This is a genomic window from Paenirhodobacter sp. YD-8 (assembly GCF_056590935.1).
In genome coordinates this window covers 460,304-481,415 of the sequence record NZ_CM152649.1, presented here as the reverse complement: position 1 = coordinate 481,415, position 21,112 = coordinate 460,304, and the positions used below count along the sequence as shown (strand labels likewise).

The following is a 21,112-nucleotide window of genomic DNA, read 5'->3' as shown; positions in this document are numbered from 1 at the left end:
TTTCCAGTTTCCGTCGACCCTCCCGCTCGCGCGGGACATCGCTCTTACGAGTGATAGGCGCTTTCGCCGTGGGTGGTGAGGTCGAGGCCCTGACGCTCGTCGTCGACCGAGACACGCAGACCGGTGATCGCCTTGACGATGTAGAGCAGGATCAGCGAGCCGATACCCGACCACAGCAGGGTGATGATGACGGCCTTGATCTGGATGAGGACCTGGGCGCCCATCGCGAAGTCGTCGCCGCCCGTGCCGCCAAGGCCCGGAGCCATCAGGATGCCGGTGGCGATGGCACCGATGATGCCGCCGACGCCGTGCACGCCGAAGACGTCGAGGCTGTCGTCATAGCCGAACTTCGACTTCACCGTGGTGACGAAGAAGTAGCAGATCGGCGAGACGGCGAGGCCGAGGACGATCGCGCCGACCGGGCCGGTGGTGCCGCAGGCCGGGGTGATGGCGACGAGGCCGGCAACCATGCCCGACGCGGCGCCGAGGCCCGAGGCCTTGCCGCGGGTCAGGGTCTCGACGAGGCCCCAGCTGACGATCGCAGCGGCGGTGCACACGAAGGTGTTCAGCATCGCAAGCGTCGCGCCGGCGGTCGCTTCGAGGTTCGAACCGGCGTTGAAGCCGAACCAGCCAACCCACAGCATCGCGGCGCCGGTCATGGTCAGCGTCATCGAGTGCGGCGCCATCATGTCCTTGCCAAGGCCGATGCGCGGGCCAATGACGAGCGCGGCGACGAGCGCGGTGATCCCGGCGTTGATGTGGACCACGGTGCCGCCGGCGAAGTCAACGGCGCCCATGTTGAAGATCAGGCCCGAGCCGTCCCACACCATGTGGGCGATCGGGAAGTAGATCACCGTCACCCAGAGGATGGTGAACAGGATCACGGCCGAGAACTTGATGCGCTCGGCGAAGGCGCCGATGAACAGCGCCGGGGTGATCGCCGCGAAGGTCATCTGGAACGCGATGAAGACGTATTCCGGCAGCACGACGCCGTCGGTGAAGGTCGCGGCGGTCGAATCCATCGTCACGCCCGACAGGAAGAGCTTGCCGAGGCCGCCCCAGAACGGCGAGGTGCCGCCGCCGAAGGCGAAGGAGTAGCCGTAGAGGATCCAGATGATCATCACGACGGCGGTGATCATGGTGCACTGCATCAGCACCGAGAGCATGTTCTTGGTGCGCACGAGGCCGCCGTAGAACAGCGCGAGGCCCGGGATCGTCATGAACAGCACGAGCGCCGAGGAGACCATCATCCAGGCGACGTCGCCCTTGTCGATGACCGGCGCCGCTTCCGCCGCCGCATCCTGCGCGAAGGCCGGCAGGGCGGCTGCGGCAGCGAGCGCCGCGGCGAGACCCGCAATCTTGGTAAGGTTTTTCATTGTTTCACTTCCCCTGAGCGTTTCTTACAGCGCGTCGTCGCCAGCTTCGCCGGTGCGCACGCGAACCGCCTGGTTCACGTCGAGGACGAAGATCTTGCCGTCACCGATCTTGTCGGTCTTCGCCGACTTGAGGATCGTATCCACGACCTCGTCGGCGAGGCTGTCGGGGACCACGATCTCGAGCTTCACCTTGGGCACGAAGTTCACCGCATATTCCGCACCGCGATAGATCTCGGTGTGGCCGGACTGAGCGCCGAAACCCTTGATTTCCGTAACCATCATGCCGCGCACGCCGATGGCGGTGAGCGCCTCACGCACCTCCTCGAGCTTGAACGGCTTGACTGCTGCAATGATCAGTTTCACTGGATTTCCCTTCCTATGGTCCGCAGCCCCGATGCCAGCACGGGCACCGCACGCCAGCAGAAGGCCTTTTCCCCCTCTTTCACACAAGCGGAGCGCGTATGGGCCGCCGCGTCTCTCCCGCCCTTTATGCAGGAAAGTCACAGAAAACAGGCAGGCTGCCCAAAATTTCATCTTCACAAAAACCGAATCGTGAAAGCTTGTTGCTCCACAAGCCGAAAGCATCCATGTAACCTGCTCAAAAAGGCAGGCAGCGGAAGAAACGATGGCAGAAACAGGCGGGCGGCAAGGGCCGCTGGTGGCAGACAGGCGTTATCCGACCGGGGCAAAGGCCCCCCGGAAGGCGGCGCAGACCCCTGCCCCCTCGCAGAAATCTCCGGGGTCTTCCTCGCCCCGGCCGCCGCGCCGGCGCGGGCCGATCCGCAATGCGCTCTACGGTTTTGCGCATTTCATCTGGCGTGTGGTCTGGGGCACCGCCTGGCGGGTCGGCGCGGTGATCGCGCTGATCGTCGGGCTTGCGACCTTCTACTTCTACTCGCAGCTGCCCGAGTACACGGCGCTGCTCGACGGCCGCAACCGCGGCTCGGTCACGCTGCTCGACCGCGGCGGCGAGGTCTTCGCCTGGCGCGGCGAGACCTTCGGCGGTCAGATCACCGCCGAGAATGTCTCGCCCAACCTGCGCAACGCCATCATCGCCACCGAGGACCGGCGCTTCTACAAGCATTTCGGCGTCTCGCCGCGCGGCATCGCCTCGGCGGTCGCGATCAACCTGCGCGAGGGGCGCGGCCCGCTCGAGGGCAACGGTGGCTCGACGATCACCCAGCAGGTGGCGAAGCTGCTCTGCCTCGGCGTCGCCTATGACCCGCAGCGCTGGAAGACCGAGGCCGCCTATGAGGACGACTGCCGTTCGGGCGGGGTCAAGCGCAAGATCAAGGAGATCCCCTTCGCCCTGGCGATGGAGTTCAAATACACCAAGAACCAGATCCTCACGATCTACCTCAACCGCGCCTATCTCGGCGCCGGCGCACGCGGCTTCGAGGCGGCGGCACAGCGCTACTTCGGCACCTCGGCCGCCAATGTGAACCCGCAACAGGCGGCGATGCTGGCCGGGCTGCTGAAGGCACCCTCCTACTACGCGCCCACCTCGAACCTGAAACGCTCGCAGGAGCGGGCCGGGATGGTGCTGGCGCTGATGCACGAGCAGGGCTTCCTGAACGACCGGGACTGGGCCGAGGCGCGCGACAACCCCGCCACGCTCTCCGAGGCGGCGCAGGCGCGCGCCGGCGGCTATTTCGCCGACTGGGTGATGGACACGATCCCCGACTTCCTGTCGAAGGACACCACCGAGGACGTGGTGATCCGCACCACGCTCGACCAGAGCCTGCAGCGCAAGGCCGAGGAGGCCCTTGCGGCCGTCTTCGACAACAAGGTCAAGGACGGCTCCTCGGCCGAGGCGGCGATTGTCGTGATGTCCTCGGACGGCGCGGTGCGGGCGATGGTGGGCGGGCGCAAGACCAAGGTCTCGGGCGCCTTCAACCGCGCCACCCAGGCCAAGCGGCAGACCGGCTCCACCTTCAAGCCCTTCGTCTATGCCGCGGCGCTCGACATGGGCTGGACGCCCGACACGCCCATTCTCGACGGCCCGCTGACGATCAACGTCAAGGGCTCGGGCCCGTGGTCGCCGAAGAACTACACCAACAAGTATCTGGGCGAGATCCCGCTGTGGAAGGCGCTCGCCGAATCGATCAACACCGCCACCGTGCGCGTGGGCCAGGCCGTGGGCTTCGATGCGGTGCGCAAGGTCGCCACCGACTTCGGCTTTGCCTCCGATCTCGCGGCGGGGCCGGCGGTGGTGCTCGGCGTGTCCGAATCGACGCTGCTCGAGATGACCGGCTCCTATGCCGGGATCCTGAACGGCGGCTCCTCGGTGAAACCCTATGGCCTGACCGAGCTGCGGCTGAAGGGCGACACGGATCCGCTCTTCGGTGCGGGCGGCGGCATGGGCGAGCGGGTGATCTCGGAGCGCGCCGCGCGCGAGCTGATGTGGATGATGTTCCAGGGCGTCGAGCAGGGCACCAGCCGGCGCGCGCGCCTCGACGGGCACGAGGTCGCGGGCAAGACCGGCACCACGCAATCGGCACGCGACGCCTGGTTCATCGGCTTCACCGCCGATTACGTCACCGGGGTCTGGATGGGCTACGACGACAACCGCCCGCTCTCGGGCGTCACCGGCGGCGGCCTTCCGGCCGAGATCTGGCACGAGGTGATGGCCCGGGTCGAGGCCGACGTGCCCTCGACGCCGCTGCCCAAGGCCGATCCGTCCGAATGGCGCAACCAGCCCGTCGCGCAGGGAACCCCCGCGCCCTGGACCGAGGGCGGCCCGATCCCCGAGGGCGGCGTGCCGGTGGTGGATGGCGAGCTTGTCCGCCCCGCGCCGCAGAAGAAGGAAACCCTCGGCGACAAGATCGAATCGCTGCTGCACTCGCTCTACTGAGGGCGGCAGCCCCGAAGGGCAAAGGCGCGGCCCCGACCGGGACCGCGCCTTTTTTCACTGCCATGCTGGCCGGTGCCGGATCAGCCGGCGGTCTTCAGATCGGCAATCAGCGCATTGAGGTCGCCGCGCCGCGCGTCGAGCATCGCACCGATCTCGGTGCGCTCGGCCGCGAGCATGTTCACGCCCTCGATGATGATGTTGAAGAACAGATCCTTGCCGGACTTGTCCGAGACCTGCCACAGCACCTCGAAGGGCGACTGGCCGCGCAGATAGGCAACCGTCCGCACCTCGTAGAAGGTCTTGACCTGGCGCGCCTCGGCCACCTCGAAACGGGCGCCGATGAACTCGCGGAAGCGCTTGCCGTACTTGCGCGAGATGTAGCCGCGGAAAGCGGTGGTGAAGGCCGCCATCTGCGCCGGGCTCGCCGAACGCGAGGCAACGCCAAGCGCCGAACGCGCAATCGTCGGCACGTCCGCGTATTTCACGAACAGGTTCTCGAACAGCGCATACAGCTCCGGCCCGGTCTTGCCCGAGTCGATCGCCGAGTTCACGTCGTCGACGGCCTTGCCGATCAGGGCGCGGGCCTGGGTGTCGTTCAGCGCGGACGCTGCGCCGGGCAGCGCGATGGCTGTGGCCGCCAGCGCGACGCCGCCGCGCAGGAAGGCGCGGCGCCCGACGGGCCGGCGCAGGCCGCGCTCATTGCTGTTGCTGGTAAGGGTCAGCATAGGGGTCCCATGCCTGAGCATCGTTATACTCCTGTCCGGACAACTGGTAACGCCGGTTCTGCAGATAAAGGAGGCGGGCCTGCGCATAGCTGTCCGCACTGTCATAAAGGATGGATTCGACGACATCGCCGTGGATCTTGCGGTCGGCCACCTTACCGGCGACGCGCGCCGAGCTGGCCGCCGTGGCGTCGGCGCCCTTCAGCACCTGCCCCACCGGGTTCATCGCCATGTCGACCACGGTGCCGACGGCATCGCGTTCGGTCGAGGGGCCGAAGACCGGCAGCTCGACATAGGCGCCCTCGCCCACCCCCCACACGGCCAGCGTCTCGCCGAAGTCGGTGTCGGTCTCGGGCAGCGAGAAGGACGAGCCCGCCGGATCGAAGATGCCCGCCACGCCGATCGTCGAGTTGATCAGGAAGCGGAAGGTGTTCTTCACCGCCGGTTCGGGGCGCCCCTGCAGCAGCGAGTTCACCACCTTGCTCGGCAGCCCGAGGTTCGAGCCCACGTTCGAGACCGAGCGCACGAAGCCGTTGTCGACCGTGCGCGGCTGCCCCGGGCGAGCCTTGAACAGTGCCTCGTCGACGCCCTTGTTGAAGGCGTGAACCTGGCGGTTGGTCTTTTCGTAGGGATCGTTGATCCCGGTCGGCGACTCGCTCTGCGCTGCGCAGCCGACAAGTGCGAGCACCACCACAGCGGCGCCGCCAAGTGCCCTGGCCATCCCGTTCTCCCGTTCCGTTTCCCTCGCCCCTGACGGCAGCGAAGCGGGGTGACTCCCCGCTGCGTTTGAGGGTAAACCTCTGTCCAAGGATTAAGGTTGCGGCACCGCAGAGACAAGGCGCAGAGGCGGCATTTTCTGTTCACGGGTGGGAAACCCGCATCGATTTGGATGAACTGTGGCGAGGAAACGCCGATTCGGGGGGCACCCCGTCTGTCCGGAGGGGGATCCAGATGAAACGCGACGAACTCGCCAAGGGCCGGGCCGAGCTGCGCGGCGCGCGGGCGGAAAGCAATGCGCTGATCTGGTCGGTCGGGCTGTTCTCGGCCTTCGTCAACCTGCTGATGCTGACCGGGCCGCTGTTCATGCTGCAGGTCTATGACCGCGTCCTCGGTGCCCATTCGGTCGAGACGCTGACCGCGCTCTTCCTCCTCGTCGTCTTCCTCTTCGCGATGATGGGCGTGCTCGATTACGTCCGCGCGCGCGTGATGGCGCGGGTCGGGGCGCAGTTCCAGGCCCGGCTCGAGGCCCGGGTCTTCGACGCGGCGTTGCGCCGTCATGCGGTCGCGCCGAACGACCCGGTGGCGGTCTCGTCGCTGCGCGACCTCGATGCGGTGCACAAGCTGCTGGCGGCGCCGGTCTTCCTTGCCCTCTTCGACCTGCCCTGGTCGCCGATCTTCTTCGCCGCGATCTTCTTCTTCCATCCCTGGCTCGGGTTTCTGGCGCTTGCCGGCGGCGCGCTGCTGGTCGCGGTGACGCTGCTCAATCAGGCGATGACGATGCAGCCGCTGATGCAGGCGAATGGCGCCCATATCGCCTCGGACCGGCTCTCCGATCACCTGCGCGACGAATCGGAGCTATTGCAGGCGCTCGGCATGCGCCGCGCCTCGTTCCTGCGCTGGAAGGCCGCGCGCGCGCGCGCCGAAGAGGCCGCGCTGCGCGCCACCGACATCGGCGGCGGCTTTGCCACTTTCACCCGCACCTTCCGCGTCTTCCTGCAATCGGCAATGCTGGCGCTTGGCGCCTTCGTCGTGCTGCGCGGCGAGATGACCGCGGGGGCGATGATCGCGGGCTCGATCCTGATGGGCCGCGCCCTCGCCCCGGTCGAACAGGCGGTGACCGGCTGGTCCGTCGTCGCCCGCGCCCGCGAGGGCTGGGGCCGGCTGCTGGTCCTGCTCAGCTCGGTCCCGGCCGAGACCGCGCGCACCGCGCTGCCGCGCCCGCGCGCCGTGCTCGAGGCGAACAACCTCACCGTGGTGCCGCCCGGCCATTCCGCCGCGACGCTGCGCATGGTCTCGTTCCGGCTCGAACCCGGGCAGGCCATGGGCGTGATCGGCCCCTCGGGCGCCGGCAAGTCGACCCTCGCCCGCGCGCTGTGCGGGGTGTGGCGGCCGGCGGGCGGCTGGATCCGGCTCGATGGCGCCACGCTCGAGCAATACGACCCCGACGTGCTCGGCGGGCTGATCGGCTATCTGCCGCAGCGGGTGACGCTGTTCGACGGCACCATCGCCGAGAACATCGCGCGCCTGTCGCCCAAACCCGACCCTGCACAGGTGGTCGAGGCGGCCAAACGTGCCGCGGCGCATCAGATGATCCTCGATCTGCCCGAGGGCTATGACACCCGCGTCGACCAGGCCGGAGGGCGGCTTTCGGGCGGGCAGATCCAGCGCATCGGCCTTGCCCGCGCGCTTTACGGCCATCCGGTGCTGCTGGTCCTCGACGAGCCGAACTCGAACCTCGACAACGAGGGCAGCCTCGCGCTGAACACCGCGGTGCGCAGCATGAAGGCCGCCGGCGGCGCGGTGCTGATCATGGCCCACCGCCCCGCCGCCATCGCCGAATGCGACACGCTTCTGGTGCTCGAGGGCGGGCTGCGCCGCGCCTTCGGCCCGCGCGAGGAGGTGCTGCGCGCCATGGTGCAGAACGCGAACGAAATCACCCGCAAGTCCGGCCCCGGAGGTGTGGCATGAGCCACGGCGTGAACCCCGACCCGAAGCCCCCGGTGCCGACCGGCGGCACCCCCGATTCGATGGCGCTGGTGCGCAAGGCGATCCCGACGCATCCGGTGAAGGCCGAGCCCGCCGCCCCGCCGCCGCCCGAGCCGCCGAAGGGCCACCACCTCTCGGCCCGCCGCTCGCTGATCGCGGGCTTCGTAGCGCTGTTCGTGCTGGTCGGCGGCTTTGGCGTCTGGGGCACCGTCAGCTCGATTGCCGGCGCGGTCGTCGCGAGCGGCCAGATCGAGGTCGACCAGCGCCGGCAGGTGGTGCAGCACCCCGACGGCGGCGTCGTCGACGCGATCCTCGTCCATGACGGCGACCACGTGCAGGCCGGCGACACGCTGATCCGCCTTGATGGCGAGATGCTGCGCTCGGAACATGCGATCGTCGAGGGCCAGTTCTACGAGCTTCTGGCCCGCCGCGGCCGGCTCGAGGCCGAACGCGCCGACGCCTCCGCGATCAGCTTCGCGCCCGAGCTTCTGGCCGCCGCGCAGGCGAACCCCGACGTGGCCGAGCTTGTCGACGGGCAGCAGCGGCTGTTCGATGCGCGGCTTGCCACGCTGACGAAGTCGCTCGAGCAGGTGGGAAAGCGGCGCGAGCAGACGCAATCGCAGATCGCCGGCATCGACGCGCAGCTTGCCGCGCTCGCCACCCAGCAGGACCTGATCGGGCAGGAGCTGACCGATCAGCGCGGGTTGCTGGCGAAGGGGCTCGCGCAATCAAGCCGGGTGCTGGCCCTCGAACGCGAGGCGGCGAACCTTGCGGGCCAGGTCGGCGAGCTGACGGCGCAGCGCGCCCAGGCCGAAGGCCGGATCACCGAGCTTGAGCTCGAGACCCTGCGGCTCAGCTCGCAGCGGCGCGAGGATGCCGAGACCGAGCTGCGCAACATCGGCTATCGCGAACTGGAGCTGGCCGAGCGGCGCCGCTCGCTGAGCGGTCAGATCGAGCGGCTCGACCTGCGTGCGCCGGTCTCGGGCGTGGTCTATGGCATGACCGTCACCACGCCGCGCGCGGTGATCCGCGCGGCCGAACCGGTGCTTTATATCGTGCCGCAGGACCGGCCGCTGGTCATCGCCGCGCGGATCTCGCCGATCCATATCGATGAGATCTCGATCGGCCAGCCGGTGCAGCTGCGCTTCTCGGCCTTCGCCAGCCGCGCCACGCCGCAGCTTTTGGGCCAGGTCACCAGGATCTCGGCCGACGCGATCACCGACGAGGCGACGCGTACCTCCTATTACCGCGCCGAGGTGATGCTGAACCCGGGCGAGCAGGCCAAGCTCGGCGCGCTGACGCTGCTGCCCGGCATGCCGGTCGAGGTCTACATCCGCACCGGCGACCGCTCGCCGCTGGCCTATCTGGTGAAGCCCTTCGCCGATTACTTCAACCGCGCCTTCCGCGAGGATTAAAGCCGGCCCAGCAGCGCCGCGGTCGGCCAGGCGTCGGCGGGCAGGCCCAGACGGGCCTGCTCGGCCTGCACCGCCTCGCGCGTCTTCTCGCCAAGGATACCGTCGATCTTGCCGACGTCATGGCCGCGTGCGGCAAGCTTCGCCTGCAGCGCCTTCATCTGATCGGCGCTCAGCCCCGGTTCGGGCGCGCGCGGGTCAAGCCGCGGCGCGCCCTCGAGACGCGTGGCGAAATAGGCAGCCGAGGTGACATAGACGAAGCTCTTGTTCCACTCGAAGAGCACCCGGAAATTCGGATAGACCATGAAGGCCGGCCCCTTGCGCCCCATCGGCAAGAGCACCGAGCCCTGCCCCGGGGCAAGCGCCCCGGTCCGCGCCCGTACCCCCATCCGCGCCCAGTCGGCGGCGGGCAGCGCATGGTTCAGCCCGGTCTGGCGCCAGTCGAGATCGGCGGGGACGATGATCTCCTGCATCCAGGGCTCGCCCGCACGCCAGCCCATGCCGGCGATCATCTTCGCCCCAGACATCAGCGCATCGGGCGCCGAGCCCTTCAGGTCGATATGGCCGTCACCGTCCCCGTCGACACCGTTCACCAGGATGTCGGCGGGCAGCATCTGCACCTGCCCGATCTCGCCCGCCCAGGCCCCGCGGGTCCGCGCCGGGTCGAAATCGCCCCGCGCCGCAAGCCGCGCCGCGGCCAGAACCTGCGGCCGGAACAGGTCGGGCCGACGGCAATCATGCGCCAGCGTCACCAGCGCGTCGCGGGTGCTGAAATCGCCCTGCACCGCGCCGAAATCGGTCTCGAGCCCCCAGAAGGCCAGCAGCACGCCGCGCGGCACGCCAAAGCTGCGCTCGGCCCGGTCGAAGACCGCAGCATGTTTCGTCCCCATCCGGGCCCCGATCGTCAGCCGGTTCTGGCTGATGACGGAGGCCGAGAAGTCCAGGAAATCCTTTCGGAAAACGCCCTGTCCGCGGTCGGCGCGCAGCACCCGCGCGTCCTGGCTCACGCCGCGGAAGAAGGCGTCGGCCTGCGCCGCGCTCAGCCCCTCGGCCCGCATCTCGGCCTTCAGCCCGGCGACGAAGGCGCCGAAATCGCCGCCGCACTCGGCCGCCCGGGCAAGTGCCGGAACGGCGAGGGCAAGGCAGGTGGCAAGGAACAGGCGGCGCATCGAAAAACTCCCGGAAAGAACACCCCGACGGTAGCCGCGGCCGCGCCGTGGAGCAACCGCGCGCGGCGGAGTCACATTTCGGGCACATGCTGCACTGCGGCCGGCATCGTCGCTTGATCTTTACAGGCGCGTGCACAGACTTGTGAGAAGGGAATGACCATCGGAGGGGGAGATGGAGATTCTGCCAAAAGAGCTTCTCGCCGGGCTGCGCGCGGCGACTCAGGGCGGCCGGCGCCGCTCGCGGCTGCGGATTCAGGCGGGCGCGGAAAGCTGGCCGGTGCTGCGGCGCTGGCGTGGCGGCTTCGCCCTTGATGCCGCGCAGATCCACACCCTGCGCGGCCTTGTCGATCTTTATGAGGGCAGCCGCCAGCTGGCCACCTGCCTGATCGTCGCCTCGGAGATCGAGGGGGACGAGCTGATCTGCACCGTCAAGCGCGAAACTGCGGTGACCGATCGCCCGCCCCTCGATTTCGTCCGCGACGAGGGTGCACCGGCGGGGCTGCTGCCGCCGGCCTGAACAGATCAGGGCCGGATCTCGACCTCGGCCCCAAGCGGCGTGGCCGCGAACAGCTCCTCGATCTCGGCATCGGAGAGTGCGATGCAGCCTGCGGTCCAGTCATGGCCAAGGGTCAGCCCCGCGGGCAGAACCCGCGGCTGGCCGTGCAGGAAGATGTCTCCGCCCGGATCGACGCCCGCCGCGGCCGCGCGGGCCCGGTCCTGTGGGCGCGGATAATCACGGCCAAGCGACAGATGATAGGCGCTTTGCGCGTTGCGCCGGTCGATGCGGAACACCCCTTCGGGCGTGCGCCCGTCGCCCTGCGCCAGCTTGTCGCCCTGAGGTGCAAAGCCAAGCCGCACCCGGTAGACCCGCACCGCCTGCCCGCCGACATAGACGGTCATGCGCCGCGCCGCCTTCTCGACGAGGATGCGGCTCACCGGCCCCTCGAGCGGTCCGACGGGCGGCACGGGCCGCGGCGGCACCGCGATCAGCGCCCAGACCGCGACGACGAGCCCCGCAAGGCTCAGCGCCGAGAACAGCCACCCCGCGCGCCGCATCGGTCACTGCAGGTCGGAAAACGCCGCCCGCAGCCGCGCGACGGCGTGCTCCACGCGCACCCGCGGCGTCGCCAGGTTGAACCGCATCCAGCTCTCGCCGCCGGTGCCGAAGCTCGGCCCGTGGTTCGCCGCGATCTTCGCGCCCTTCTCGACCCGCGCCGTGAACTCCTCGGCACTCATCCCGGTGCCCGCGAAATCGACCCAGGCGAGATAGGTCGCCTCGAGCGGCATCGAGCGCAGCCCGGGGATCGCGTTCACCCCCTCGTCAAAGATCTTCCGGTTGCCATCGAGATAGGCGATCAGCGCGTCGAGCCAGGCCGCGCCCTCGGGGCTGTAGGCGGCCGTCGCCATCGCCAGGCCGAAGCTGTTCGGCGAGATGCCAAGCGCCGCCATCCGGCCCGCGAACCGCGCCCGAAGATCCGGATCGGCGATGATGACATTGCCCGAATGGGTGCCGGCGATGTTGAAGGTCTTGGTCGTCGCCGACATCATCACCACCGGGTAATCGGTCGCCGTCGCCATCGGGATGTGGCGGTGGCCCGGCATCACCAGGTCATGGTGAATCTCGTCCGAGACCAGCACCAGGTCATGCCGGCGCGCGAACTCGGCGGTGGCCCGCAGCTCCTCGGCGGTCCAGACCCGCCCGCCCGGATTGTGCGGCGAGCACAGGATCAGCATCTTGGCCGAGCTGTCGACGATGCCCTCCCAGGCGTCGAAATCCATCTGATAGCGGCCATCGACCAGCTTCAGCGGGCATTCCACGACGGTGCGCCCCGCCGCCCGGATCACCCGCGCGAAGGCGTGATAAACCGGCGTCATCAGCACCACGCCGTCGCCCGGTTGCGTGAAGGCGTCGACGCAGATCGCCGTGCCGTTCACCAGCCCATGGGTGGTGAAGATCCACTCCGGCTTGACCTGCCAGCCGTGCCGGTTCGCCATCCACCAGCCGATCGCGGCGTGATAGGCGCGGTCGTCGCCCCAATAGCCATAGACGCCCTGCGCCGCCATCGTCTCGAGCGCGCCCTGCACGCAGGCCGGCGGGCGGAAGTCCATGTCGGCCACCCACATCGCGATTCCCTCTTCGGGGCCCACGCCGTAAAGCTCCTGCATGCAGTCCCACTTGACCGAATGGGTGCCGACGCGGTCGATCACCTCGTCGAAGTCGGGGGCAAGGGTCATCTCTTCACGCTCCTGTCGAAATTTTAGTCCTCACCGGATGAATATCGCAGCACAACGTCCCGATGAAGATCCATTCATCGGGATATATTCCCTGAATTTTCGATCAACATGGAACGCTTTTCCGATTTCACCAGGCCATTGCACGGCGTCGCGCCATCCCCTACATCAACGCCATGACACTGCGCCCGATCCTGATCCATCCCGACCCCCGGCTCAAGAAGCATTGCGACCCCGTCGTCACCGTCGACGACGAGATCCGCAAACTTGCCGATGACATGCTTGCCACGATGTATGACGCCCCCGGCGTCGGACTTGCGGCACCGCAGGTCGGCGTGCTCAAGCGCCTCTTCGTGATGGATTGCGTCAAGGACAAGGCGACCGCCCCCGCACCGATGGTGATGCTCAACCCCGAGGTCACCTGGACCTCGGAAGAGACCAACGTCTACGAGGAAGGCTGCCTCTCGATCCCCGACCAATATGCCGAGGTGACCCGCCCGCGCGAGGTGCGGATGCGCTGGCTCGGCCTTGACGGGCAGATCCACGAGGAGCAGTTCGACGGGCTCTGGGCGACCTGTGCCCAGCACGAGAACGACCACCTCGATGGCAAGCTCTTCATCGACTACCTCGGCCCCCTGAAGCGGCAGATGATCACCCGCAAGATGGAAAAGCTGAAACGCGAGCGCGCCCGCGCCGCGAAGGACCAAAGCATCCTCTGATGGCCGCGCGTCCCTTCATTCCCTACGATGACCGCCGCCTGCACACGGCCGCCGAGACGGTGACGGCAGTGACCGAGACGGTGCGGATGATCTGGGACGACATGGTCGAGACGATGGAGGCGATGCCGGGCGTGGGCCTTGCCGCGCCGCAGATCGGGATCATGCTGCGTCTGGCCGTCGTCGATGCCTCGGACAAGCGCGGTCAGGCGGTGAAGATGGCGAACCCCGAGGTGCTGCACGCCTCGGTGCAGCTGCGCCGCCATGACGAGGCCTCGCCCAACCTGCCCGGCGTCTTCGCCACGATCGAACGGCCCCGCGCCGTCACCGTGCGCTTCCTGAACGAGGCGGGCGAGATCGAGGAGCGCGACTTCGTCGGACTCTGGGCGACCTCGGTGCAGCATCAGATCGACCATCTGAACGGCAAGACCTATCTCGACCATCTCTCGCCGCTGCGCCGCAAGATGCTGGTGCAGAAGGCGGCGAAACTCGCCCGGAGGTAAGCCGATGCGCGTCGTCTTCATGGGCACGCCCGAGTTCTCGGTGCCGGTGCTCGCGGCGCTGGCGGCGCATCATCAGGTGGTCGCGGTCTATTCGCAACCGCCCCGCCCCGCCGGCCGCGGCAAGAAGGACCGCCCGACGCCGGTGCACATGAAGGCGCTCGAGCTTGGCCTGCCGGTGCGCACGCCGCTGAACTTCCGCGCCGAGGAAGACCGCGCCGCCTTCGCTGCCCTCGGGGCCGATGTCGCGGTGGTGGTCGCCTACGGGCTGATCCTGCCGCAGGCGCTGCTCGACGCGCCGCGACACGGCTGCCTGAACATCCACGCCTCGCTCCTGCCGCGCTGGCGCGGTGCCGCGCCGATCCACCGCGCGATCATGGCCGGCGATGCCGAGACCGGGCTGTGCATCATGCAGATGGAGGCCGGGCTCGATACCGGCCCGGTTCTGCTGCGCGCCACGACCCCGATCGGCGCGACCGAGACCACCGGCGCGCTGCATGACCGGCTGAGCGAGATGGGCGCCACGCTGATCCTCGAGGCGCTCGACCGGCTCGACACGCTCACCCCCGAACCGCAGACCGAAGCGGGCGTCACCTATGCGGCGAAGATCGACAAGGCCGAGGCGCGGATCGACTGGACCCGCCCGGCGGCCGAGCTCGTGCGCCAGGTGAACGGCCTCTCCCCTTTCCCGGGCGCATGGTGCCTTGCGGGCGAAGAGCGGCTGAAACTGCTGCGCGCGGCCCCGGCCTCGGGCAGCGGCACCCCCGGCCAGGTGCTCGGCGGCTTCACCGTGGCCTGCGGCAGCGGCGCGCTCGAGGTGCTCGAGGCGCAGCGCGAGGGCAAACGCCCGATGCCCGCCACCGAGGTGCTGAAGGGCCTCACCCTCCCCGATCACCTCGCCTGACCGGCCCTCGCCGCGCCTGACGGCCCGGCGTTCATCTTGCCACAAATACCTCGCGGGGGTCCGGGGGCGCGAAGCCCCCGGCGCGCGTCACCCGGGAACCGGCGCGAACCCGTCGAGCGGCTGCGCCGCCACCTTGCGCAACAGCTCGACAAAGCCTGCCACCTGATGCACGGCCGTCGCCCGGCCCTTCCCGGCCGTCGCCGCCGCGGCATTGCCGACGGCGCCCAGCGGGTTCACATCGGACGCGATCCAGCCATAGGAGATCGGCCCCACCGGCGAGATCAGCCCGGTCTCGGCGCTCGAGGTGAAATCCTGCGCCGCGCCCATGTCCACGGTCTCGGGGTTGAAGGCCAGCATCAGCGAGGTCTCGACATCGCCGCCATGGATGCCATAGGTCAGCTCCTTCGCCGGATACATGCCGTCGGGATGGCCGAAGGCCGTCCACTGGCATTTCACCGCGAACATCCCCGCCCGCACCCGCAGCTCGCGCGACAGGATCGACACGAGATCGAGGTTGCCGCCGTGGCTGTTCACCAGCACGATCTTGCGGATCCCCGCCCGTGCCACCGACAGCCCGATCTCGACCCAGGCGCTCAGCGCCGTCTCGGCCGTCAGCGTGGCGGTGCCGGGCGCCCACAGATGCTCGTTCGACTTGCCCACGGCCTGCACCGGCAGGATCCGCACCGTGGGCGCATCGGGGGCGGCATCGAGCTGCCGGCGCAGCTCGGCCAGCATCCCCTCCATGATCAGCGTGTCGGTGCCCACCGGCAGATGCGGCCCGTGCTGCTCGATCGCGGCAGTGGGCAGGATCGCGATGGTCGTCATCGGATCGAGCCCCTTGAAAGCGGGCGCGCGGTGGAACGCCCAGTCGTGGCGGGTCATGCCCTGACCTCCTGTCGTTGCGGCACCGGCCCGATCAGCCGGTCCATCTGGCGCGCGACCCGTTGCAAATGCCGCGCGCGGGTTTTCGGGGTGGAACTGTCCATCAGGTAATGCATGGCGAAGGCGGTGCGCCGGCCGGGCTTGCACAACAGGCCGAGCCCCCGCAGCAGCGTGCGTCGCCCCGGCGCGCCGACGAAGAAGGTCAGCAGCCGTGAGGCCCCACCGGTGGTGAAGACGCCAAGCCGGGTGATGTGGCGCAGCCCCGGCCGGATCGTGCCGTTCTCGTCCTCGGGCATCAGGAAGGCCACGTCGGGCAGAAGCACCCGGTCGAGCCAGCCCTTCAGCATCGCCGGCAGCCCGTACCACCAGGTCGGATAGACGAAGATCAGCGTGTCGCACCAGCGGATCGCCGCGACATGGGGCTCCATGTGTTCGGTGCCGATCGTCAGGTCGAGATACGCGGCATTCTCGGGCCCCGACATCACCGGGTCGAACCCTTCGGCATACAGGTCGATCAGCCGGGTCTCGGCCCCGGCCGCGGCCAGCTTTTCCAGCACCACGTCACGCACGGCGGCGTTGAAGCTGTCGGCGCGCGGGTGGCAATAGACGACAAGCGCGCGCATCAGAACGCCTCCATCGCGCGGCCGACGCGGGCCAGGAAAGCCTCGCGCCCGGCCTGCGTCGCGCGGTTCATGTCGTGCAGCGCGAGGAAGCGGAAACGCTCGGGCCGGGTGATGTAGCGCAGATGGCGCGTGACCAGCCGGCGCGGCGGATCGCCCGCCAGAAAGGTCCGCCAGCGCGAGCCGCCATAGGTCGTCACCGCGGCCAGCCGGCGGATATGGGTCAGGTTCGGCACGGTCTGGCCGTTCTCCATCCGGAACGACACGCCGGGCAGGAACACCCGGTCGAGGAAGCCCTTCAGGATCGCCGGATAGCCCATGTTCCAGACCGGAAACACCAGCACCAGCGCCTCGGCCGCGCGCAACCGCGCGACATGCTCCGCCACCGGATCGAGGTTCGGCCCGATGTCGTGATAGCCGCGCCGCTCGGCCGCGCTCAGCACCGGCGCGAAGCCCTCGGCATACAGGTCGCAGTCATCGACCTGCCAGCCCCGCGCCGAAAGCGTGTCGCACACCCGCCGGTGCAGCGCCGCCGAGAAACTTTCGGCGCAGGGGTGGGCGAAGAGAACCATCGCGCGCGTCATGCCCGCCCTCCGCGCCCGGCCCGGCCCGCGGACGCCTCCGGCGGGAGTAGTTTTCCAAGGAAGGGCAGAGCGGCTTTTTCCCGGCCCAACTCCTCACTCTGCCCCCAGCCACAGGAACCGGCGCAGGTCATTTTGCGGCCCTCATCCCGGCATAGGCATAGATCGTCTCATAGCCCCAGTCCGGCACGTCCCAGGCGATCATCTTGCCGGGGTTCAGAAGCCCCTTCGGATCCGCCTCGCGCTTGAAGGCAAGCTGGCGCGCATCGGCTGACTGCCGCCCGCCCTCCTCGAGCGTGTAGCGGTGCGGGTTGAAGATCATCGCGCCCATCTCCTCGTGCTCGCGCACGATCTCCTCGAGCCGCTCCTCGGTGGTGAAGCGCACCATGGTCAGCCCCGCATAGATCACCTGCCCATGCTCGCGCATCACCTCGAGGTGCTGCATCAGCTCGGCGCCGAAACGGGCACGGACCGCCTCGATCACCTCGAGGAAATCGGCGCCGTGATAGCGCACCTGCAGATAGGTGATGTCGGGATCGACCTTCAGCGCACGCAGCGTGGTGTGGTTCCAGCCGTATTCATAGGCGACGCCCGGGTCGCGGCTCCAGTCGTGCGCGTCCGAGCGGAAGATCATCTTGCCCGCCGGCCAGCGCGCCAGGAAGGTCTCGAGCGCGGGCATCGACTGCGGCGCGACCATCAGATGCAGGGTATTGTCGCCCTCGTCGACATGGCCCTTGAAGCGCTGGAAATACTGCGCGGCAATCGGCGCCTCGCAGACGGTGATCAGCTTGACCAGGATCCCGTCCTCGGCCGCAAGCTCGGCGCCGAAACGCGCCGCCTCGGCGAAACCGGGGAAGGTCAGCACCGTCGAGACCCAGTCATAGGCCGGGGCGAGCGGCATCTCGATCTCGGTGATGATGCCGTTCGTGCCATAGGCGTGGCTGACCCGGTGCAGCTCCTCGCCGGTGAATTCGTGGATCTGCGGTTCGGCCTCCATCGAGACGACGCGCAGCCGGATGATGTTGCCCAGATCGCGCAGCGCGCCCCAGCGGACCGAGCCCACGCCGCCCGAGCCGCCGGCGATGAAACCGCCAAGCGTCGCCGTGGCCGCGGTCGAGGGCATCATCCGCAGCTCCTGCCCCGACTGCGCCTTGGTCTGCGCGTCGAGGTCGCGGATCACGATGCCCGGTTCCGCCACCACCCGGCCGGGGGCGATCTCGCGGATCCGGTTCATGTTCTTCAGGTGCATCACGCAGCCGCCCGCCAGCGGCATCGCCTGACCGTAATTGCCGGTGCCGGCGCCGCGCACGGTGACCGGCACGTCATGGGCGTAACAGGTCTTGAGCACCTCGATCACCTCGGCCTCGTCGCGCGGCGAGACGACGAAATCGGCGACGACGTGATCGAGCCGCGCCTTCAGCACCGGCGAATACCAGAAGAAATCCCGGCTTTTCGAGCGGATCGAGGCGGGGTTGTCGTCAAGCTCGAGATGGGCGAGCGCAGCCTTTGCGGCATCAATGTTCATGTCATCAGTCCGTCGAGTTCGGAATAATCGGGAAGGGTGCGGTCGATCTGCCGCCCGGCGCGCAGCACGATGCGGTCGGCCTGCGGGCGGGCGAAGAGCTCGGTCCAGCTGCGGGCACGGCAGATCACCAGATCGGCGGGCGCACCCGGGGCCAGCGAGGGCGCATCGAAGCCGCAGGCGCGGGCGGGGTTCGCGGTGAAGGCGCGCGGCCAGTCGGTGCCGGTGTGGTCGAGATGCGCGATCCGCGTCGCCTCGCGCATCACCTCGATCATGTCGAGATCGCCATAGGCATAGAACGGATCGCGGGTGTTGTCGGAGGCGAAGCTGACGTTGATGCCGCGCGCCGCCATCTCGTGCACCAGCGTCACCCCGCGCCAGCGCGGCGTGCGGCCGGGCGTGCGGTCCTGCAGGTACATGTTGCACATCGGCAGGCTGACGACATTCAACCCGGCCTTCGCAACCAGATCGAGCGTGCGCGCCGCCTCGGCCTCGGGCTGCACGGCAAGCGAACAGCAATGCCCCACCGTCACCGGCGCGTCGAAGCCCATTTCCAGCGCCACCTCGGCGATCACCTTCAGCGTCGCGACCGAGGCGTCGCCGGTCTCGTCGACGTGGAAATCGGCCTGCAACCCGCGCCGCGCCGCGTGGTCGAAGAACACCCGCAACCGCCGGCGCAGGTCGGGGACCGGATAGGTGACGGCGCCAAGCACGCCGCCCGCGCGTTCGACGATCGCCGCGGTGCGGCCGAAGGGGCCGCCCTCCTCCACCATGTCGATCGGCACGAGGCACGAGCCCTGCAGCGCGATCCGCCCGGCCCAGTCCTCGCGCAGCTCGGCGAAGACCGGGAAGGAGATCGCATCCTGCGGCGCGAGGCTGTCGAGATGGGTGCGGACCCCGCGCGTGCCATGCGCCCAGGCACAGCGCAGCGCGAACTCCATCCGCGCGCGCACATCCTCGGCCGACCAGTTCGCCACCCGGTCGGCGCCGACGGCGGCCAGCGCGCCCTCGAACGTGCCGTCGGGGTTCGCTGCACGCGGCCAGATATGGCCCTTGTCGAGATGCGTGTGCATGTCGACGAAGGCCGGAAAGACCATCTTGCCGGCCATGTCCACCACGGGCGCGTCGGGCGGCACCGCCGCGACGATCCGGCCATCCGAGATGGCCAGGTCGATCTGGGCGAGGTCGCCCTCTTGTCCGAGGAGGCAGGCCGGGGTTTTCAGATTGATCAGACGATACGTGCCGCTGGGCAGAACGCAAAAATCCATCAATTCTCCCGTTTGATGGCACTCTCGTGCCATTTGTGAAGCATCAGATGCGTGATCAGGCTCAGCACCGCGAAGATGACGACGCCGGTGAGCGCAATGAGGACAAGCGCCGCGAACATCCGCGGGATGTTCAGCCGGTATCCCGCCTCGAGGATGCGGAAGGCCAGGCCCGAGCCGATACCGCCGGTGCCCGCGACATATTCCGCCACCACCGCCCCGATCAGGCTCAGCCCGCCGGCGATGCGCAGACCGCCGAGAAAATAGGGCAGCGCCGTCGGGATCTGCAGATAGCGCAGCCGCTGCCAGCGGGTCGCGCCATAGATCCGGTAGAGGTCGCGCAAGTTGTGGTCGGTCGAGTTCAGCCCGAGCGTGGTGTTCGACAGGATCGGGAAGAAGGCGACGATCCAGGCACAGAGCAAGAGCCCCGCCAGCCGGTTGTCGACATAGATGAAGATCAGCGGCGCGATCGAGACGACCGGGGTGACCTGCAAGATCACCGCGAAGGGATAGAAGCACATCTCGGCCCAGCGGCTGAGACTGAAGAGCACCGCAAGGCCGACGCCGCCCACCACCGCGACGGCGAGCGCCATCAGCGTGATCTGCAGCGTGACGCCCAGGGCCGGCAGCAGGATCGGCGCGTCCTTGACCAGCGTCTGCGCGACAAGGCCGGGCCCGGGCAGGATGTAATGCGGGATCTCGTTCCAAGCGACGATGCGGTCCCACAGCACGATCATCAGCACGACGGTGACACTTGGCAGCAGCCAGCGCAGCACCCGCTCGCGCCGGCGGGCGCGGGCACGCGCCAGCTCGTCGGCATCGACCGGGGTGTCGCCTGCGGCAAGGGCGGGATCGGCAAGGCTCATGCGGTCTCTCCCATCGCGGCATGGAGCGCATCCGAGGCGGTGCGGCACAGCGCGGCATAATCGGCCGAGGTGCGGAAATCCTCGCCGCGCGGATAGGGCGCGTCGACAGTGAGCTCGGTCGAGACGCGGCCGGGCCGGGCCGCCATCACCACGATCCGGTCACTCAGGAACACCGATTCGAACACCGAATGGGTGACGAAGATCACCGTCGAGGCGATCTTTTCCTTCAGCTCGAGCAGATCCTTGTTCAGCTTGTGGCGGGTGATCTCGTCCAGCGCGGCGAAGGGCTCGTCCATCAGAATGAGCCGCGGCCGCGTCACCATCGCCCGCGCGATCGAGACCCGCATCTTCATCCCGCCCGACAGCTCGCGCGGATAGGCCTTGGCGAATTTCTCGAGCCCCACCAGCTTCAGCGCCAGATGGATGTCATCGCGCACCTGCACGAAGCTCTGCCCCTTCAGCCGGAAGGGCAGATAGACGTTCTGCTCGACCGTCGCCCAGGGCATCAGCGTCGGCTCCTGGAAGACGACACCGATCTCGGCCTCGCCGCCCTCCCAGCGGATCTGCCCGCGCGTCGGGTGCATCAGCCCGGCGATCAGCCGCAGCGCCGTCGACTTGCCACAGCCCGAGGGGCCGAGAAGCGAGATGAAGTCGCCCTCGTTCACGGTCAGGTTCATCTCCCTGAGCGCCAGCGTGCCGCCGGCAAAGGCCTTGTCGACCGCGGCCATCTCCAGAAGTTTCGCCCGCTCGCCCAGCGGTTTCGGCTTGCGCCAGGTCACCACCAT

The 21,112-nt window shown here is 68.6% G+C and carries 21 protein-coding genes; 7 read left to right on the top strand and 14 right to left on the bottom strand.

Features of this window, described 5'->3' with window-relative positions:
* Positions 1–44: 44 nt before the first annotated feature.
* Both AC0QTQ_RS02380 and AC0QTQ_RS02375 read right to left on the bottom strand, forming a co-directional pair.
* A complete protein-coding gene (locus tag AC0QTQ_RS02380; protein WP_480258103.1) occupies positions 45–1,376 on the bottom strand; it encodes an ammonium transporter in 1,332 nt (443 codons plus the stop codon).
* A 24-nt stretch (positions 1,377–1,400) separates the two neighbouring features.
* Complete coding sequence (locus AC0QTQ_RS02375) at positions 1,401–1,739, bottom strand: P-II family nitrogen regulator (protein WP_113898648.1); 339 nt, start codon at positions 1,737–1,739, stop codon at positions 1,401–1,403.
* A gap of 262 nt (positions 1,740–2,001) precedes the next feature.
* Between AC0QTQ_RS02375 and AC0QTQ_RS02370 the strand changes: the two genes are divergently transcribed.
* The gene (locus AC0QTQ_RS02370; protein WP_480258102.1) at positions 2,002–4,230 is read left to right on the top strand and encodes a transglycosylase domain-containing protein; all 2,229 of its coding nucleotides are present in this window, start codon (positions 2,002–2,004) and stop codon (positions 4,228–4,230) included.
* An 80-nt stretch (positions 4,231–4,310) separates the two neighbouring features.
* Here the strand turns inward: AC0QTQ_RS02370 and AC0QTQ_RS02365 are convergent, their stop codons facing one another.
* The gene (locus AC0QTQ_RS02365; protein WP_480258101.1) at positions 4,311–4,955 is read right to left on the bottom strand and encodes an MlaC/ttg2D family ABC transporter substrate-binding protein; all 645 of its coding nucleotides are present in this window, start codon (positions 4,953–4,955) and stop codon (positions 4,311–4,313) included.
* Entirely contained in the window at positions 4,927–5,673 is a 747-nt protein-coding gene (locus AC0QTQ_RS02360; RefSeq protein ID WP_480258100.1) for an MlaA family lipoprotein, read from the bottom strand. Before AC0QTQ_RS02360 ends, AC0QTQ_RS02365 begins: the two co-directional genes overlap by 29 nt.
* Positions 5,674–5,903: 230 nt before the next feature.
* Between AC0QTQ_RS02360 and AC0QTQ_RS02355 the strand changes: the two genes are divergently transcribed.
* Both AC0QTQ_RS02355 and AC0QTQ_RS02350 read left to right on the top strand, forming a co-directional pair.
* The gene (locus tag AC0QTQ_RS02355; RefSeq protein ID WP_480258099.1) at positions 5,904–7,640 is read left to right on the top strand and encodes a type I secretion system permease/ATPase; all 1,737 of its coding nucleotides are present in this window, start codon (positions 5,904–5,906) and stop codon (positions 7,638–7,640) included.
* Positions 7,637–9,073, top strand: a complete 1,437-nt coding sequence (locus AC0QTQ_RS02350) for an HlyD family type I secretion periplasmic adaptor subunit (protein WP_480258098.1) — start codon at positions 7,637–7,639, stop codon at positions 9,071–9,073. Before AC0QTQ_RS02355 ends, AC0QTQ_RS02350 begins: the two co-directional genes overlap by 4 nt.
* Here AC0QTQ_RS02350 and AC0QTQ_RS02345 read toward each other — a convergent pair.
* A complete protein-coding gene (locus AC0QTQ_RS02345; protein ID WP_480258097.1) occupies positions 9,070–10,239 on the bottom strand; it encodes a lytic murein transglycosylase in 1,170 nt (389 codons plus the stop codon). The two genes, AC0QTQ_RS02350 and AC0QTQ_RS02345, sit on opposite strands and share 4 nt — an antisense overlap.
* Positions 10,240–10,411: 172 nt before the next feature.
* On the opposite strand from AC0QTQ_RS02345, the gene AC0QTQ_RS02340 reads away from it, so the two are divergent.
* Positions 10,412–10,756 (top strand): hypothetical protein, encoded by a 345-nt coding sequence (locus tag AC0QTQ_RS02340; RefSeq protein WP_480258096.1) that lies wholly within the window; start codon positions 10,412–10,414, stop codon positions 10,754–10,756.
* 5 nt (positions 10,757–10,761) lie between these two features.
* On the opposite strand, the gene AC0QTQ_RS02335 is transcribed toward AC0QTQ_RS02340, so the two are convergent.
* Together AC0QTQ_RS02335 and AC0QTQ_RS02330 are read right to left on the bottom strand one after the other, a co-directional pair.
* Positions 10,762–11,295: a L,D-transpeptidase family protein gene (locus AC0QTQ_RS02335; protein ID WP_480258095.1), complete on the bottom strand. Its 534-nt coding sequence runs from the start codon at positions 11,293–11,295 to the stop codon at positions 10,762–10,764.
* Positions 11,296–11,298: 3 nt separating this feature from the next.
* On the bottom strand, positions 11,299–12,474 hold the full coding sequence (locus tag AC0QTQ_RS02330) for a MalY/PatB family protein (RefSeq protein ID WP_480258094.1): 1,176 nt from the start codon (positions 12,472–12,474) through the stop codon (positions 11,299–11,301).
* Positions 12,475–12,647: 173 nt separating this feature from the next.
* Between AC0QTQ_RS02330 and def (AC0QTQ_RS02325) the strand changes: the two genes are divergently transcribed.
* From def (AC0QTQ_RS02325) to fmt, 3 genes are read left to right on the top strand one after another with little or no spacing between them, the layout of a single operon-like run.
* The gene (gene def, locus AC0QTQ_RS02325) at positions 12,648–13,190 is read left to right on the top strand and encodes a peptide deformylase (RefSeq protein WP_121530497.1); all 543 of its coding nucleotides are present in this window, start codon (positions 12,648–12,650) and stop codon (positions 13,188–13,190) included.
* Entirely contained in the window at positions 13,190–13,690 is a 501-nt protein-coding gene (gene def / locus AC0QTQ_RS02320; RefSeq protein WP_480258093.1) for a peptide deformylase, read from the top strand. The genes def (AC0QTQ_RS02325) and def (AC0QTQ_RS02320) overlap by 1 nt, the downstream gene beginning before the upstream one ends.
* A 4-nt stretch (positions 13,691–13,694) precedes the next feature.
* Positions 13,695–14,591, top strand: coding sequence for a methionyl-tRNA formyltransferase (fmt, locus tag AC0QTQ_RS02315; protein ID WP_480258092.1), 897 nt, complete (start codon positions 13,695–13,697; stop codon positions 14,589–14,591).
* 87 nt (positions 14,592–14,678) lie between these two features.
* On the opposite strand, the gene AC0QTQ_RS02310 is transcribed toward fmt, so the two are convergent.
* The 7 genes from AC0QTQ_RS02310 to AC0QTQ_RS02280 form a co-directional block, all read right to left on the bottom strand.
* Positions 14,679–15,473, bottom strand: coding sequence for a creatininase family protein (locus tag AC0QTQ_RS02310; RefSeq protein ID WP_480258091.1), 795 nt, complete (start codon positions 15,471–15,473; stop codon positions 14,679–14,681).
* Positions 15,470–16,096, bottom strand: a complete 627-nt coding sequence (locus tag AC0QTQ_RS02305; RefSeq protein ID WP_480258090.1) for an NAD(P)H-dependent oxidoreductase — start codon at positions 16,094–16,096, stop codon at positions 15,470–15,472. Before AC0QTQ_RS02305 ends, AC0QTQ_RS02310 begins: the two co-directional genes overlap by 4 nt.
* Positions 16,096–16,677, bottom strand: coding sequence for an NAD(P)H-dependent oxidoreductase (locus tag AC0QTQ_RS02300; RefSeq protein WP_480258089.1), 582 nt, complete (start codon positions 16,675–16,677; stop codon positions 16,096–16,098). Before AC0QTQ_RS02300 ends, AC0QTQ_RS02305 begins: the two co-directional genes overlap by 1 nt.
* 127 nt (positions 16,678–16,804) lie before the next feature.
* Positions 16,805–18,199 carry an FAD-binding oxidoreductase gene (locus AC0QTQ_RS02295; protein ID WP_480258088.1) on the bottom strand — a complete coding sequence of 465 codons (1,395 nt, stop codon included), beginning with the start codon at positions 18,197–18,199 and terminating at the stop codon, positions 16,805–16,807.
* Positions 18,196–19,464, bottom strand: a complete 1,269-nt coding sequence (locus AC0QTQ_RS02290) for a cytosine deaminase (RefSeq protein ID WP_480258087.1) — start codon at positions 19,462–19,464, stop codon at positions 18,196–18,198. The genes AC0QTQ_RS02295 and AC0QTQ_RS02290 overlap by 4 nt, the downstream gene beginning before the upstream one ends.
* A complete protein-coding gene (locus AC0QTQ_RS02285) occupies positions 19,464–20,327 on the bottom strand; it encodes an ABC transporter permease (RefSeq protein ID WP_480258086.1) in 864 nt (287 codons plus the stop codon). The genes AC0QTQ_RS02290 and AC0QTQ_RS02285 overlap by 1 nt, the downstream gene beginning before the upstream one ends.
* Positions 20,324–21,112 carry an ABC transporter ATP-binding protein gene (locus AC0QTQ_RS02280; protein WP_480258085.1) on the bottom strand — a complete coding sequence of 263 codons (789 nt, stop codon included), beginning with the start codon at positions 21,110–21,112 and terminating at the stop codon, positions 20,324–20,326. Before AC0QTQ_RS02280 ends, AC0QTQ_RS02285 begins: the two co-directional genes overlap by 4 nt.

Bases quoted from the DNA above. Each gene is read 5' to 3' on its own strand.
- AC0QTQ_RS02340 (WP_480258096.1), top strand. From the start codon at position 10,412: ATGGAGATTCTGCCAAAAGAGCTTCTCGCCGGGCTGCGCGCGGCGACT.
- AC0QTQ_RS02345 (WP_480258097.1), bottom strand. From the start codon at position 10,239: ATGCGCCGCCTGTTCCTTGCCACCTGCCTTGCCCTCGCCGTTCCGGCA.
- AC0QTQ_RS02335 (WP_480258095.1), bottom strand. From the start codon at position 11,295: ATGCGGCGCGCGGGGTGGCTGTTCTCGGCGCTGAGCCTTGCGGGGCTC.
- AC0QTQ_RS02305 (WP_480258090.1), bottom strand. From the start codon at position 16,096: ATGCGCGCGCTTGTCGTCTATTGCCACCCGCGCGCCGACAGCTTCAAC.
- AC0QTQ_RS02380 (WP_480258103.1), bottom strand. From the start codon at position 1,376: ATGAAAAACCTTACCAAGATTGCGGGTCTCGCCGCGGCGCTCGCTGCC.
- AC0QTQ_RS02330 (WP_480258094.1), bottom strand. From the start codon at position 12,474: ATGACCCTTGCCCCCGACTTCGACGAGGTGATCGACCGCGTCGGCACC.
- AC0QTQ_RS02290 (WP_480258087.1), bottom strand. From the start codon at position 19,464: ATGGATTTTTGCGTTCTGCCCAGCGGCACGTATCGTCTGATCAATCTG.
- AC0QTQ_RS02365 (WP_480258101.1), bottom strand. From the start codon at position 4,955: ATGCTGACCCTTACCAGCAACAGCAATGAGCGCGGCCTGCGCCGGCCC.
- AC0QTQ_RS02350 (WP_480258098.1), top strand. From the start codon at position 7,637: ATGAGCCACGGCGTGAACCCCGACCCGAAGCCCCCGGTGCCGACCGGC.
- AC0QTQ_RS02285 (WP_480258086.1), bottom strand. From the start codon at position 20,327: ATGAGCCTTGCCGATCCCGCCCTTGCCGCAGGCGACACCCCGGTCGAT.
- AC0QTQ_RS02280 (WP_480258085.1), bottom strand. From the start codon at position 21,112: ATGGTGGTGACCTGGCGCAAGCCGAAACCGCTGGGCGAGCGGGCGAAA.
- fmt (WP_480258092.1), top strand. From the start codon at position 13,695: ATGCGCGTCGTCTTCATGGGCACGCCCGAGTTCTCGGTGCCGGTGCTC.
- def (WP_480258093.1), top strand. From the start codon at position 13,190: ATGGCCGCGCGTCCCTTCATTCCCTACGATGACCGCCGCCTGCACACG.
- AC0QTQ_RS02295 (WP_480258088.1), bottom strand. From the start codon at position 18,199: ATGAACATTGATGCCGCAAAGGCTGCGCTCGCCCATCTCGAGCTTGAC.
- AC0QTQ_RS02300 (WP_480258089.1), bottom strand. From the start codon at position 16,677: ATGACGCGCGCGATGGTTCTCTTCGCCCACCCCTGCGCCGAAAGTTTC.
- def (WP_121530497.1), top strand. From the start codon at position 12,648: ATGACACTGCGCCCGATCCTGATCCATCCCGACCCCCGGCTCAAGAAG.
- AC0QTQ_RS02360 (WP_480258100.1), bottom strand. From the start codon at position 5,673: ATGGCCAGGGCACTTGGCGGCGCCGCTGTGGTGGTGCTCGCACTTGTC.
- AC0QTQ_RS02370 (WP_480258102.1), top strand. From the start codon at position 2,002: ATGGCAGAAACAGGCGGGCGGCAAGGGCCGCTGGTGGCAGACAGGCGT.
- AC0QTQ_RS02310 (WP_480258091.1), bottom strand. From the start codon at position 15,473: ATGACCCGCCACGACTGGGCGTTCCACCGCGCGCCCGCTTTCAAGGGG.
- AC0QTQ_RS02355 (WP_480258099.1), top strand. From the start codon at position 5,904: ATGAAACGCGACGAACTCGCCAAGGGCCGGGCCGAGCTGCGCGGCGCG.